This window comes from Acinetobacter sp. 18QD2AZ41W (assembly GCF_009829025.1).
Taxonomy (GTDB): domain Bacteria; phylum Pseudomonadota; class Gammaproteobacteria; order Pseudomonadales; family Moraxellaceae; genus Acinetobacter; species Acinetobacter pseudolwoffii.
The window spans coordinates 28,565-43,194 of sequence record NZ_WURP01000014.1; the positions used below are offsets into that span (position 1 = coordinate 28,565).

The window sequence follows — 14,630 nt, forward strand, 5'->3', positions numbered from 1 at the left end:
TTGGTATTTGAATCTACGGATGAAAGAATGAAAAAATACTTGATACTAATAATAATCCTTATAATTTATTTTATTTATTCTAGTTATATGCTGAAAAAAGATGTTGAAAAATCAATATTAGCGACTGATAAGATAAAAGTATGTGGTAAATATTTAGGCATCAAATCTATCCCCGGACCTACTCGGGGTGGGCCAACAGATTATATTACTTTTCAAAATACTGATGGAAGTATCAGTAAATTCCACCATATTCCTAGATATCAAGATAAATTATTTGATCTAAATCAAATATATGCTAACGATAGAATTTGTTATTACTACTCATTAAAATATACTGTTGATGGTAATAAATATTTTATTAGTCAAATTGATATCTTAAGACTTAAATAGCACTTAACTGACATATCTTTATTTAACATAATGGCTGTTATGCGAAGTCGACTTGTAATGCAATTTGCATTACACTAATCCTAGTACATTAAATACTTGGGAAATATGATGGCTACTGTTAACTTCAGGGTCGATGAAGCCCTTAAAGAAAAATCTTATTCAATCCTTAAAGAGCAAGGTATTGCACCTACGGATTTCTTCACTAGTATTCTTGAGTATGTTGCTACGACTGGGAAACTGCCCGTCAAAAAAGCTTTGCTTTCGGAAGAAGATGAAGAATTATTAGCCCTTGTCCGTAAGCGCATTAACGATCCTAAAGAGATGTTTGAGGAAGTCACATTAGATGACTTATAAGCTTTTACGTCACAAGGACTTTACAGCAGAATGGGAAAAACTCCCTGTTGCTATACGAGATCAATTTAAAAAGAAACTAGCTAAAGTCATAGAGCAGCCACATATTCCAAAGAACATGCTTAGAGGCGATCTTGCAGGTTGCTATAAAATCAAATTATTAAAAGCTGGTGTCCGACTTGTCTATCAAGTTAAAGATGATCAGGTAGTTATCCTGCTCATTACCGTCGGAAAACGAGCTGATAGCATAGTTTATGACGAAGCGAAAAAGCGAATTAAAGATTAAAAATGGGAGCTTATAGCTCCCATTTTTAACTTCGCATAACGTGTATTATGTTAATTTTAGGGAAATTTAACTATTCTGATTTTGCTGAAATCATAAATTTATAAGAGATAAATAATGCTAATAAAAAGATATTGGATTATTTCCTCGTATGTCCTGTTACTTATTGGATGTACATCAAAAGATATTTCAAAAGATATTCCTAAAGAAGGGGAAATAGTGACATGGAAGCAGAATCCAAATTTGATAGTAAAAGCAAAGCTTGGTCCACGTAGAAAACATATTCCTGCCCAATTTGATAATGAATTTTATCGCCCTGAACGTGAACATTATTTAGGGCAGTTTCCAATTGACTATATTCCTGAAAAATTTCCCGCTATAACTCAAGAGGAAGCAAATACTTTACCAATGCCTGACTCTAATCGACAATTAGAATTTTATTTAACTTTCAATAGGGAAAAAATAGAAGCTACGGATGGTTTTGCACCTGATCATAAAGATCAGGTACGAGTACAAATAAAAGGTTTAGGTTTAGAGATGAGGGAAAATAATACTGATACAAAAAAAGTAATTCTTAATAATATTACTCCGGAATATGTCAAGATGGATTCGAAATTTAAAAAATTCGGCTTGGAATGTTATCGGAGGATTTTTTCTGATGAATATCTATTTTGTTATGCAGATTCGAATATTCCAAATGTTTCTGGTGTCTTTCTTAAAGTTAATACAAGAGGAAGAAGACCAGAAAATGGAGAATCAATTGAAATAATAGGAAATAACTATGAATCAAATAAGTATGGGGATATATGGGTTCAATGGGAAACTAATTTAAACAATTGGGAGAAATGGCAAGATATTGATAATGCAATATGGCGCTTATTAGACACATGGAACTCAGCTCCATCATCTCAAAAAAATAACTAAATTTTACTTATTTAACATAATGGCGGTTATACGAAATTCTGTTGTAGCCCCATACATTCAAGTTTATTTCTTGCATGAATGTATCCTATAGGATACATTACTCTTATGTACTCAATATATACCACTGAAGTCTTTGATGACTGGTTTACTAAGTTAAAAGACCAGCAGGCAAAAAGACGTATACAAGTCCGAATTGATCGGGTTGAAGATGGAAACTTTGGAGATACTGAACCAGTAGGTGAAGGTGTCTCTGAATTACGTTTCTTCTTTGGACCTGGCTACAGGATCTATTACTGTAAGCAAGGGCAAAGGGTCGTTATTCTTTTAGCAGGCGGAGACAAGTCTACGCAAAGTAAAGATATAAAACTTGCCCTACAATTAGCACAAGATTTAGAGGAGGAGCTGTAAATGGCTATCAAACTTCGTAAATGGGACAGTGCTGAACATCTTAAAACAGAAGAAGATATGCAAGCTTACCTACAAGCCTGTATCGATGAATCTAATGGTGATGCGGCATTCATTGCAAAAGCTTTAGGTAATATTGCTAAAGCTAAAGGAATGGCTCAATTATCAAGAGATACTGGTTTAGGTCGAGAAAGTCTTTATAAAGCACTTTCTGGCGATGTAAATCCAAGCTTTGATACTGTTATTAAAGTCGTAAAAGCACTGAATTTACGCTTAGCAATTTAAAAAAAACTAGTAAAAAAGGGAGCTTTAAGCTCCCTTTTTCAACTTCGTATAACGTGTATTATGTTAATTTTAGATTTACTAAAACTATTTTTTGAGAACTAGGCTGTTATGGGAACTGTAAAGCTCAAATCTTCTGATGAAGTTTTTCAATTAAAAATTAGTCTGCTAGGTAGTGATCCTGAAATCTGGAGAACTATTCAAATTTCATCGGCAGCTACTTTATCTAGGCTCCATAAGGCAATTCAATCTGCTTTTGATTGGGAAGATAGCCATTTACATGAATTCACGACTATTAAGCATGAAAAGATCAATAAAAGACAAAAATTGAAAGAAGTTCTACGTGTAGGTAAAAAAATTATATATACATATGATTTTGGCGATTGTTGGGAACATTTGATTACTGTAGAAAGCAGACAATCTCCTGATTTAAATAAAAAATATCCATGTTGTATAGATGGTCAAAATCATGCTCCATTTGAAGATATTGGAGGAATTTTTGGATATCTTGATATTTTAGATGCATTACAAGACCCCAAACATCCAAGATATGACGATTACATGCAAATTATCGAGGATGAAATAGGAGAGATAGAGTTTGATCCGACCTACTTTAATTCACATGATATTAAGTTTTAAACCTGATTTAACATAATGTTGATTATACGAAATCAGTCTGTAAGCCCAAAATAGAAATGTCCGGTTTCTCCAAAGTAAAAATGTCCGCTTTTAGAATATGCACTTTTGCGATTATTGAAGCGGACGGTTTGATATGTTGGTGTCTATGTCGGATAAAGAACTTAAACGATTGTCGGTCTTGCAGGAAATCTGCGATCAACGCATAACTCAATCCCAGGCTGCTCAGCTACTTCATATTTCAGAACGTCAGATCAGACGCTTACTGCAGAAATACAAAGCTCAAGGCCCAGCTGCATTAGCCCATGCTGGTCGTGGCCAAACCAGCAACTGCAAACTTCCTGAAGAACTCAGACTCAAGTGCCTCAATATTGTTTCGGATCAACTCCATGGTTTCGGACCCACTTTAGCGCATGAAAAGCTCACTACCGTTCATGGATTCGATCTTTCAGTGGAAACCCTGCGTTGCTGGATGATTGCAGCCGATTTATGGATTCCTCGCTCCAAGCGCCTGAAACGCCCATATCAGCCTCGATATAACCGAGATTGTTATGGTGAACTGGTACAAATCGATGGCTCACACCATGACTGGTTTGAAGGAAGAGCCGCTAAATGCTGTCTGCTAGTCTTTATCGATGATGCCACAGGCAAATTGCAGCATTTACGCTTCTGTGAATCAGAATCAGCCTTTGACTATATGATTTCGACACGCTTGTATGTTGAACAGCATGGTAAGCCTTTAGCGTTTTACAGCGACAAACATTCAGTCTTTAGGGTGAATCAAAGCAGCAAGAAAGACAGCAAGATTACCCAGTTTGGACGCGTACTCAGTACCCTCAATATCGATATCATCTTCGCTAACTCCCCTCAGGCCAAAGGACGGGTGGAACGGGCCAACAGAACCCTTCAGGACCGTCTGATTAAGGAGATGCGCCTGGAAGGTATCAGTTCGATTGCAGATGCGAATAAGTGGTTACCCTGCTTTATTGAGCAGTTCAATCTCAAGTTTGCAAAGATGTCCTTTAATCCTAAGAACTTACACCGCTCTGCCACCGAAACAGCTGAGCAATTAGATGATATTTTTACCTGGCGAGAGCCACGTAGAGTCACCAATAGCCTGACCATTACTTATGATAAATGTGTATATCTCCTGGAGAGTACAGAAGAAAACCAGAGGCTGATTGGTAAATATCTTGAGTTTCTAGAATACCCGGATGGTACTGTAGCCATCATGCATGAAGGCCGGAAGATCAATTACAGCATCTTCGATAAATTAAGTCAGCTCAACCAGCGAGAGATTGTTGAGAATAAACGGTTGGGTGTTGTTCTGAATCATATCCAACAACAGCATGAAGAACTGGAACAACAAAACAAACGCAATCGTTCTCAAAAGATGCCAAGCAGACGTGCACAGAAAACAGCAATTCAACAACGAAATCTGAATCCTGTGCTTGACTTGGAAATGTCCATATAGGACATTTCTATTTGGTTATTAGGTAGGACATTTCTACTTGGGAATAACACAGTCTGTTAGAACCCATTTAAAGTGTCTATATTCTCACCAATAAAAATGTCTGGTTTATGATGGTTTTCACCATCATGGACTGGATTTAAAACAGTTCGAGATCATCGTATTACCCAGATTCGTGCTGCTGAAACCCTGAGTCGTTCCACCCGTCAAATTACCCGGTGATTGCAGCAGCTCAATCAAGCTGGTGTTTCAGGTATGGTACATGCCAGTCGTGGTCAACCTGACCATCATCGGCATCATCGCCATGATGAGCGGTTAAAATCGCAATGGCTTTCTACTTCGGAATAACCGCCCTATTCATGGGCCTTTGGAGTATTTATTTAATCATCAATCTCTTATGTGAAATCTCATGCTTAGAACCCAGGTAGAACTCTCCTAGATAAATAAATGAGCTAATTAAGCAGTATATTCGAATCATTATTTGAGCCGAATATATGCTATATTCAACTCATCTGAGATTTTTAGAGAAAGATTGCAAATGCAGCAATGGATTTGGCAAGCCCAAAACTGGACAAATTTCACATGGCAAGATTCGATTATCTTACCTAAAACCAGACAGATACATCAAAAAATAGGGATTCTTCTGGGTCAAAGTCAGTATGATCTAGCAAAAGAACAATTCACTCTAGATACTCTACTTGCCAATCTTGTTGCTTCATCAGCAATTGAAAATGAAACCATCAATGTTTTTTCATTACGATCATCTCTAGCTCAACGCTTGGGTGTCACTCTTGAACAGCCCTATCCAAGCTCAGATCGGTCAGAAGGTTTGGCCAATATCATGCTAGATGCACTTAACGATGTTAAACAACCACTGACGGCTGCGCGTCTCGCACAATGGCATCGTTGGCTTTTCAATGATCCAGACTGGACAATGCAACGTTTAAGGATTGGTCAACTTAGGGGGTCAGAGCCTATGCAGGTCGTTTCAGGTCGATTGGATTACCCTAAAGTACATTTTGAAGCACCTCCCAGAAACGGCTTAGAAGACCACTTAAATGCCTTCATAGCGTGGTTCAATCAGAGTCTGAATGATTCATTGCTTGATCCTCTGTTACGTGCAGGTATTACCCATTTATGGTTTGTTACTCTGCATCCTTTTGATGATGGTAATGGTCGTATTACACGTATACTTACAGACCTTGCCCTAGCTCAAATGGATGAACAGAGTATCCGTTTGTATGCAATGTCTACTGCGATATTAAATAAACGTAAAAGTTACTATGAGATATTAGAACAAACCCAAAAAAATGATTCTAATATCACTGATTGGCTGATTTGGTTTCTAGACACATTGAATGATAGCCTTGAAAAAACCTTAGTGCAGATCAGTCGAACATTGTTTAAAAGCCAGTTTTGGCATAAATATTCAAATTTAGCGCTGAGTGAAGAACAACGCAAAGTTCTAAATCGTTTATTAGACGGCGGAGAAAATGGTTTTGAACATGGTATTAGTGCTTCACAATATCAAAAGGTTGCCAAAGTCAGTAAGGCAACAGCCACGCGCCATTTATCAGACTTGCTTGAGAAAGAATGTATCGTCAAATTGGAAGGTGGTGGACGTAATACACGCTATCAGATCAATACGCAGTTATAGAGATGCTCAGCAATCAAAAACATGCTGTATTAAATATACGTATTTATTCACTTTTATTTATTTATTCAGAAAATATCAAAATTACTGCTATATAGCGTCATGATACAAGTTCCTATAAATTAAATTCATAAATTTCAAATATTTAATTTATAGGAAAAAGGACTAAATTTAGCTCATTTTCTATTTAACATTTATATTCATATTTTTTTCAAAATTCATTACTTATTTTCGTATATGTTTCAACGTAGCTTAAAGACATTCATTTATAGGTGTCTTTATGTCTTATCTCATTGCCAAGCATACACATGTCATTGAACATGATAGTGAAGCGATTTATGCAGCTTATCATGTTGCTGATTTTGCACTCAGCGGTCGTAACCAGCGTGATCAAAATCGTGAATTACCTTTTGCAGAAGTGAATTTGTTTAGTCAAAAAGGCTTAGGAGGAATTCGCATTCCACGCGAGTTCGGTGGTGCCTTTGTGTCGAATAAAAGCTTGGCACAGGTGTTTCGTATTATTAATAAGGCGGATTCAAGCTTAGGGCAAATTCCGCAGAACCAGATTGCGCTATTGAACATGATTAATATCATGGGTTCACAACAACAAAAAACATTTGTATTTAACGAAATATTACATGGCAAGCGTCTCGCCAATGGTGGCCCTGAGCGCAATACCAAAGACAGCAAAACCCTAAATACCCGCTTATCGATCGAAAATGAGCATTACTTTGTCACGGGAGAAAAATTCTATTCAACCGGTAGTAGTTTTGCTGACTGGCTGGCAATTAAAGCGATTCATCCGGAAGGACATGTGGTGCTCACGCTAGTCGAACGATCACAACCAGGTCTTGAAGTGATTGATAACTGGAATGGTTTTGGACAGCGCACCACTTCAAGTGGCACGGTCAAATTAGACCATGTCGAGGTTAATCCCCTACTCATTTTTGATGAGCGTTTATTGGCAAATCAACCGAATTATCGCGGGGCATTTTCACAACTCATGCAAGTGGCGATTGATGTCGGGATTGCTGAAGCTGCCCTTGCAGACACCATTTCTGCAGTCAAACAAGCACGCCCCATCATTGATTCAGGTTTAGACAAAGCCAGCTTCGAACATTACACCCTGCAAGAAGTAGGCAAATCGATTGTGCTGCTTGATGCTGCGATTTTATTGCTTGATGAAGCAGCTGAATATTTAGATGAACTCGATCAACTTACCCAGTTCACTGAACAACAAGCCGCGTTAGCCTCAATTCGTGTCGCAGAAGCAAAAGTCTATGCCAATGATGCGGCATTACACATTTCAGAAAAACTCCTGGAACTCGGTGGCAGCCGCGCAAGTTTGCAGCAGCATAATTATGACCAGCACTGGCGTAATGCACGTGTACACACCTTACATGATCCAATTCGCTGGAAATTACATGCTCTAGGTGACTATTACCTCAACAATACCCTTCCTGCCCGCCATGCTTGGATTTAAGGATCGCGTCATGACATCGTATCAAAAAAATATTTACCTACAGCAAAATCAGCCTATTCATGTGATTCATTCGGATGCTGAGGCATTAGCGATTGCAAAAAAACTTGCGGCCCAGTTTAAAGAAAACGCTATTCAACGTGATGCTGACCGAATTTTGCCGTTTGAGGAAATTGAAGCCTATAGCCAATCAGGTTTATGGGCCATCACCGTGCCGAAAGAATACGGCGGCGCTGATGTATCCAGTTATACCGTTGCGCAAGTGATTGCACTGATGAGTGGTGTGGATGGTTCAATCGGACAGATTCCTCAAAACCACTTTTATGCCTTAGAAGTGTTACGCAATACCGGTACACCTGCACAAAAACAAAAGTTCTATGGCGAAGTTTTAAAAGGTGCACGTTTTGGCAATGCGCTTGCAGAGTTCAAAACCAAAAATTCTACACAAAAACAGACCATATTACGTAAAACCGAACACGGCTATGACATTTCCGGTGAAAAATTTTATTGTACCGGTAGTTTGTTTGCACACCGCATTCCAACATTGGTCAAAGATGAACACCACCGTGAATTTCTGGTCTTTGTACCACGCGACAGCCCAGGACTAGACATCACCGATGACTGGACTGGTTTTGGTCAAAAAACCACAGGCAGTGGCTCAGTCAAATTTCATCAAGTGCAAGTCAATGCAGAAGATATTGTCCCATTTGATGTGGCATTCTCATCACCTACACTGGTTGGTCCGTTTGCGCAAATGATGCATGCTGCGATTGAAACCGGCATTGCCCGTGCAGCCTTCGAAGAAACATTAATTCGTGTACGCCAAGCACGTCCTTGGATTGACTCAAAGGTCGATGTAGCGACAGATGATCCGCTGACCAAATTCGAACTGGGTCGTTTAATTGCCGATGTCCGTGCCAGTGAAGTCCTGCTTAAACAGGCCGCTCGTTCGATTGATGCGGCCAAACCTTCACCGACCCAAGAGAACATCGCTAAAGCTTCTTTAGATGTTGCCAAAGTGCGTGCGCATAGCACTGAAACCACTTTAAAAGTCTCATCAAAACTGATTGAACTTGCTGGCAGCCGTGGCAGCCAACGTGAAGATGGCTTGGATCGTTTTTGGCGTAATGCGCGGGTACACACCCTGCATGATGCATCCCGTTGGAAATATTACTTTATTGCCAACTATGCCGTGAATGCCGTACTGCCACCACGCCGAGGAACGCTCTAATGTCGCATCATTTATCAGTAAATCCTGCAAAAAAAATACTGCTGAATGCCTTTGACATGAACTGTGTCGGGCATATTAACCATGGTTTATGGGCACATCCTAATGATCAATCCCATCGCTTTAATGAACTCAGCTATTGGACTGATTTAGCCAAGACCCTGGAGGGTGGTTTATTCGACGGGTTATTTATTGCAGACATCACCGGTAGCTATGATGTCTATCAGAATAATTTAGACCTGACCTTAAAAGAATCGATTCAGTTACCCAGCCATGATCCAACCACACTGGTTTCTGCCATGGCAGCGGTGACTCAGCACCTAGGCTTTGGGATTACCGTTAATTTAAGCTATGAGTCGCCTTATCAATTTGCCCGTCGTTTTGCCAGTCTCGACCATTTAAGCCAAGGTCGGATGGGTTGGAACATTGTCACCGGTTATTTAGACAGTGCCGCACGCTTGGTCGGTCAACACAGCTTACAAGAACACGATACGCGTTATGAACAAGCCGAAGAATTCTTAGAACTCTGCTATCAGTTTTGGGAAGGCTCATGGGAAGATGAGGCAATTCAAAAAGATAAGATCAATCGTATTTTTACCGACCCACGCAAAGTGCATGCAATTCATCACCAAGGCCAATTTTATCAAAGCCAGGGTGTGTTCCAGGTGGCACCGTCTATTCAGCGCACCCCTGTATTATTTCAAGCCGGTGCTTCACCTCGTGGTTTAGCTTTTGCAACGCAGCATGCTGAAGCCCTATTTATTGGTGCAGACACGGCTGAAAAAGTGAAAGCCCAAGTCGCCAGAATTCGTGAGCTGGCCACACAACAAGGCCGTAATCCTGAAGCATTCAAACTGTTTGTGGGTATCACCGTGGTTTGTGCTGAAACGGATGCGCTCGCTGAAGAAAAATTGGCGGATTATATTCACTATGCCAGCCCTGAAGCGGGTCTGGCGCATTATTCAAGTTCAGTCGGTATCGATTTATCTCAGTTTGCACCTGACGAGCCAATTCCTTACCAAAAAAGTAACAGCATTGTCTCGGTCAACAATAAATTTAAAGAGCAAAGCATCACCCGTAATGATCTTGGCAAACAGCACATTTTAGGTGGACGTTATCCAATTTTTGTTGGTAGCGGTGCCCATGTTGCCGAGCAATTGATTCAATACTTGGATGACACCGGCATCGATGGTTTTAATCTGACCCGTACCGTTGCGCCTGAATCACATCAAGATTTTATCCGTTATGTCATTCCGGAATTGCAACAGCGTGGTCGTTATAAAACCGCTTATCAGGATGGCAGTTTGCGCCACAAATTGTTCCAAAACGGTGATCGACTGCCTGAGCAGCATCCTGTGCAGCAATTCCGCTATGGCATACAGGCAACCGCACAAAAACAACGTGCTTAAAAATGAATCTCAATAAAAACTGATTTAATAAAATATATAGAGGTGTGCAATGGCACAAACAGCAAAAACAAAATGGACACTGATTGGTGTGGTGACGGTGGTCATCGTGATTGGTTTAATCATCTGGAATCAACAAAAATCAAACCCTTCCAATGAATTGGTGATTGGTCTAAGCCCTTCCTTTGCCAAACCTTTACAGGTCGCGGCAGAAGAAGCCAAGGTGCAAGGACTGAATGTTAAATTGGTGGAATTTTCAGATTGGAATACGCCGAACATTACCTTGAATCATGGTGATATCGATGCCAACTTCTTCCAGCATCAACCTTTCTTAAATAACGCAAAAAAACAAACTGATTTTAAAATTAAAGCCTTCGATGTCGGTGCTGCCACCCATGTCGGTCTGTATTCAAAAAAATACAACAGCTTTGCTGAGCTTCCTGATCAAGCCAAAGTGGTGATTCCAAATGACCCAGTCAATCAAGGTCGTGCTTTGCAACTGTTACAACAAGCACAGCTGATTAGCCTGCAACAACCTGATAATTTTTTATCCAGCTTAAAAGACATCGCCAGCAATCCGAAAAAACTGCAATTCATTGAAGTGGAAGGCCCACAAACTGCGCGTGCCATTGATGAAGCGGATCTTGCATTTGGCTATCCACATTATTTACGTCTGGCAAAAACCGCGGATCCTGAAAATGCTTTATTGTTCGACTCAAATACAGATAAACGTTTTGCGATTTTATTTGCCGTGCGTGAAGACTATGAGGATGTTGATGGAAAATTGCGTAAGTTTGTCGATATTTACCAAAATTCACCAAAAGTCAAAGCGGCTTTAGATGCCGACTTTGGTTCTAAACTTTGGTTCCCGGGCTGGAAATAAGGAAAATACCATGGTTAGTTTCGGTTCATCGGTTGAGTTTGCCATTCCGCATATCAAAATTCATCAACTGAATAAATATTATCATGTGCAAGGCAAACAGGTACATGCACTCAAAGACATCAATTTAGACATTCCAAAAGGAAAAATTTTCGGCATTATTGGTAAAAGTGGTGCAGGAAAATCCTCGTTAATTCGTACCCTAAATGGTCTGGAAGGGATGTCTGATGGACATATTCATATCCATCAGCAAGATTTAGCCACTTTAAATCATGAAGAATTAATCCAATTGCGCCAACGTATCGGCATGATTTTTCAGCATTTCAATTTGATGTCGGCAAAAACCGTACATGAGAATGTTGCCCTGCCGCTTAAAATTGCCAAATATCCTGCTGCTGAAATCGATGCACGGGTCACTGAAGTTTTACAACTGGTCGGCTTAGAAAATAAAGCGGAGCACTACCCCTCACAACTTTCCGGCGGTCAAAAACAACGTGTCGGTATTGCACGTGCTCTGGTTCATCATCCTGAAATTCTGCTCTGTGATGAAGCCACCTCTGCTTTAGATCCCGAAAGCACCTCCGTCGTGCTTGCGCTGTTAAAAGAGATCAACCAGAAATTAGGTATTACCATTGTGCTGATCACCCATGAAATGCAAGTGATCCGTGAAATTTGCGATCAAGTCGTGGTGATTGATCAGGGGGAAATTGTCGAGTCAGGACAAGTGTGGTCGGTGTTTTCCAATCCGCAGCAAAAAATTACCCAAGAGTTGCTGAACCTGGAACAGCTCGAATTACCGATTGAACTTTCTGCTGCAAAAACGGAAGCCACTACACACAGCGTTTTAAAGCTGCGATATGAAACTACATTGGTGAATGCACCGAATTTAACTGATTTAACCGCAGCATTTGGTCAGCCGGTGTATTTATATCAAAGCCATGTCGACAGTATTCAGGGGCATTTGATCGGTTCCTTTATTGTGGCGGTGGAAAACACCCAACTCGATCTGGCGGCACTTGCCAGCCAGCTACAACAACACATTGTAAACATCGAGGTTCTCGGCTATGCAAAATCAACTTATTGATCTTCTGATTAGCGGCACAACAGATACCTTATTGATGGTGGGTGTTTCGGCATTTTTGGCTTTTTTAATTGGTTTACCTTTGGCGGTGATTCTGGTCTGTTCCTCTGAACATGGGATTTACCCTTCCAAAAAAATTAATCATAGCTTGGGCTGGATCGTCAATATTAGCCGCTCAGTTCCTTTCTTAATTTTGATGGTCGCTTTAATTCCCATTACCCGCTTTATTGTTGGCACAAGTTATGGGGTTTGGGCGGCAGTTGTGCCTTTAACCCTTGCTGCAACCCCTTTTTTTGCCCGTATTGCCGAAGTCAGTTTACGTGAAGTCGATCAGGGCTTGATTGAAGCCGCACAGGCGATTGGCTGTAACCGAAAACAAATTATTTGGCATGTGCTGTTACCTGAAGCACTGCCTGGCATTGTGGCTGGTTTTACCGTCACCATTGTGACCATGATTAACTCATCCGCGATTGCCGGTGCGATTGGTGCGGGTGGCTTAGGTGATATTGCCTATCGTTATGGTTATCAACGCTTTGATATGCAAATTATGCTTGCCGTGATTGTGGTACTGATTGTGATTGTGATGCTGGTGCAAGCCTGCGGTGACATGCTTGCCCAACATCTCGATAAACGTAAAATTTAAATTCAGCAAACAATAACTTTAGTAAAAGTAACGAGGATAACGTTTTGATTCAAAGTGTTTCATTTATCGGTTTAGGTGCCATGGGTTGGCATATGGCATCACATTTACCAAAACTCGGTATAGAGGTATGCGTTTGGAATAGAACCGAATCAAAAGCACAAGCACATGCAGCACAATTTGCTACACAAGCGGTTTCGATTGAACAGGCCGTACAAGCGGATATCATTATTTCGTGTTTACCCACCAGTGCGGATATTGAAGCACTTATTTCCCAGCACCCACCAAAGTCAGGCTCAATTTGGATCGATTGCACCAGTGGGGTACCTGACTCTGCTAAAAAACTAGCACAAGTATTAAAAAGCATCGGCTCTGTATATTTAGATGCGCCTGTATCAGGTCAAACCATTGGTGCAGAACGTGGCACTTTAACTGTCATGGTGGGTGGAGAAGCTGAAGCTTTTGCTTTTGCACAGCCGATTATTCAAGCCTTTGCCGGTTTAATTGAATATGTGGGCGAAAGCGGGACAGGTTTTGCAGTTAAAGCCATCAATAATACGTTAATGGCAACACATCTTTGGGCATTGGCGGAAGGGCTGACGATCCTCAAAGCCCAACAGGTCAACTTAAACAGTGCTTTAAACTGTATTAATCACTCAAGTGGTCAAAGCGGTATCTCGCAAAATATTATGGCCCAGCGTGTACTGAACCGCGAATTCCCCAAAACTTTTGCCTTAGACTTGTTACAAAAGGATATTGGGATTGCTCTCGATCTGATGCAGCAACACACATTAGATTTAAAGATCTTGCAAGGGATACAACAGCAATTTAATCGTATTGAAAAACACCGAGCTCAACAACTCGATTTTTCTGCGGCTGTACGCGCATTAGAGCAAGAAACGCAGCTATTACTACAACTGTAAAATCAACACCGAAGCGTAGGCTTCGGTGATTCATATTCAGCCAAGGATAAGGTTCCGAATCGAATTAACTTTCTACATGACTCTAATCAGCTTTTTTCAAGCGCTGTTCTTATCTGTCATTTGGGTGCTCTAATAAAAAAATCTTGATTGATAAGTGGCATGGAGTTCCTACCTTCATTCAAGACCATCAAGTTCCATCCTCTTGATGTGTGCGTTTAAGTGGCACTGTTGCAAATAGGCTGACATGATAAGCTAAATATCTTATTTATTTCGAGATACAGCAGATGAATCCCTTCCACGGTCGGCACTTTCAAGGTGAAATCATTCTTTGGGCTGTTCGTTGGTATTGTAAATATGGCATCAGCTATCGTGAACTTCAAGAAATGCTCGCTGAACGAGGCATAAATGTGGATCACAGTACAATTTATCGTTGGGTTCAGCGTTATGCTCCAGAAATGGAAAAACGGTTACGCTGGTATTGGCGTAATCCTACAGATTTACATTCATGGCATATGGATGGTAAGCGTCCGCTGAACACACCTTATGAATTCATCCTATAAGCCTTAATTTAGTCCCCACTTAAAAACAAGTGGGGA

Annotated in this window: 16 protein-coding genes and 2 pseudogenes; all 18 read left to right on the forward strand. The window is 40.5% G+C overall.

Features of this window, described 5'->3' with window-relative positions; genetic code table 11:
• Positions 1-27 precede the first annotated feature (27 nt).
• Positions 28-390, forward strand: a complete 363-nt coding sequence (locus GVV58_RS13320) for a hypothetical protein (RefSeq protein ID WP_141667067.1) — start codon at positions 28-30, stop codon at positions 388-390.
• A gap of 108 nt (positions 391-498) precedes the next feature.
• The gene (locus GVV58_RS13325; RefSeq protein ID WP_000246756.1) at positions 499-744 is read left to right on the forward strand and encodes a type II toxin-antitoxin system RelB/DinJ family antitoxin; all 246 of its coding nucleotides are present in this window, start codon (positions 499-501) and stop codon (positions 742-744) included.
• Entirely contained in the window at positions 734-1,027 is a 294-nt protein-coding gene (locus GVV58_RS13330; protein WP_000221358.1) for a type II toxin-antitoxin system RelE/ParE family toxin, read from the forward strand. The genes GVV58_RS13325 and GVV58_RS13330 overlap by 11 nt, the downstream gene beginning before the upstream one ends.
• 114 nt (positions 1,028-1,141) lie before the next feature.
• Positions 1,142-1,948 (forward strand): hypothetical protein, encoded by an 807-nt coding sequence (locus GVV58_RS13340; RefSeq protein WP_247166041.1) that lies wholly within the window; start codon positions 1,142-1,144, stop codon positions 1,946-1,948.
• Between the two features lie 105 nt (positions 1,949-2,053).
• Positions 2,054-2,356, forward strand: coding sequence for a type II toxin-antitoxin system RelE/ParE family toxin (locus GVV58_RS13345; RefSeq protein ID WP_000286964.1), 303 nt, complete (start codon positions 2,054-2,056; stop codon positions 2,354-2,356).
• Positions 2,357-2,638, forward strand: coding sequence for an addiction module antidote protein (locus tag GVV58_RS13350; RefSeq protein WP_000985610.1), 282 nt, complete (start codon positions 2,357-2,359; stop codon positions 2,636-2,638).
• 108 nt (positions 2,639-2,746) lie between these two features.
• The gene (locus tag GVV58_RS13355) at positions 2,747-3,274 is read left to right on the forward strand and encodes a plasmid pRiA4b ORF-3 family protein (protein WP_000537572.1); all 528 of its coding nucleotides are present in this window, start codon (positions 2,747-2,749) and stop codon (positions 3,272-3,274) included.
• Positions 3,275-3,419: 145 nt separating this feature from the next.
• Positions 3,420-4,745, forward strand: coding sequence for an ISNCY family transposase (locus GVV58_RS13360; RefSeq protein ID WP_159516746.1), 1,326 nt, complete (start codon positions 3,420-3,422; stop codon positions 4,743-4,745).
• 159 nt (positions 4,746-4,904) lie between these two features.
• A pseudogene (locus GVV58_RS13365) lies at positions 4,905-5,075 on the forward strand (ISNCY family transposase); the annotation flags it as partial.
• 205 nt (positions 5,076-5,280) lie between these two features.
• A complete protein-coding gene (locus GVV58_RS13370) occupies positions 5,281-6,399 on the forward strand; it encodes a Fic family protein (protein ID WP_074382678.1) in 1,119 nt (372 codons plus the stop codon).
• A 277-nt stretch (positions 6,400-6,676) separates the two neighbouring features.
• Positions 6,677-7,879, forward strand: a complete 1,203-nt coding sequence (locus tag GVV58_RS13375) for an SfnB family sulfur acquisition oxidoreductase (RefSeq protein WP_159516743.1) — start codon at positions 6,677-6,679, stop codon at positions 7,877-7,879.
• 10 nt (positions 7,880-7,889) lie between these two features.
• Positions 7,890-9,107, forward strand: coding sequence for an SfnB family sulfur acquisition oxidoreductase (locus GVV58_RS13380; protein ID WP_159516744.1), 1,218 nt, complete (start codon positions 7,890-7,892; stop codon positions 9,105-9,107).
• On the forward strand, positions 9,107-10,513 hold the full coding sequence (locus tag GVV58_RS13385) for an LLM class flavin-dependent oxidoreductase (RefSeq protein WP_159516745.1): 1,407 nt from the start codon (positions 9,107-9,109) through the stop codon (positions 10,511-10,513). Before GVV58_RS13380 ends, GVV58_RS13385 begins: the two co-directional genes overlap by 1 nt.
• Before the next feature lie 49 nt (positions 10,514-10,562).
• Positions 10,563-11,393 (forward strand): MetQ/NlpA family ABC transporter substrate-binding protein, encoded by an 831-nt coding sequence (locus tag GVV58_RS13390; RefSeq protein WP_100355913.1) that lies wholly within the window; start codon positions 10,563-10,565, stop codon positions 11,391-11,393.
• A gap of 10 nt (positions 11,394-11,403) precedes the next feature.
• Positions 11,404-12,474 (forward strand): ATP-binding cassette domain-containing protein, encoded by a 1,071-nt coding sequence (locus GVV58_RS13395; RefSeq protein ID WP_159516747.1) that lies wholly within the window; start codon positions 11,404-11,406, stop codon positions 12,472-12,474.
• On the forward strand, positions 12,455-13,114 hold the full coding sequence (locus tag GVV58_RS13400; RefSeq protein WP_100355911.1) for a methionine ABC transporter permease: 660 nt from the start codon (positions 12,455-12,457) through the stop codon (positions 13,112-13,114). The genes GVV58_RS13395 and GVV58_RS13400 overlap by 20 nt, the downstream gene beginning before the upstream one ends.
• A gap of 44 nt (positions 13,115-13,158) precedes the next feature.
• Positions 13,159-14,034, forward strand: coding sequence for an NAD(P)-dependent oxidoreductase (locus GVV58_RS13405; protein ID WP_100355910.1), 876 nt, complete (start codon positions 13,159-13,161; stop codon positions 14,032-14,034).
• 284 nt (positions 14,035-14,318) lie between these two features.
• Positions 14,319-14,543: pseudogene (locus GVV58_RS13410) on the forward strand (IS6 family transposase); the annotation flags it as partial.
• Between the last annotated feature and the right edge of the window lie 87 nt (positions 14,544-14,630).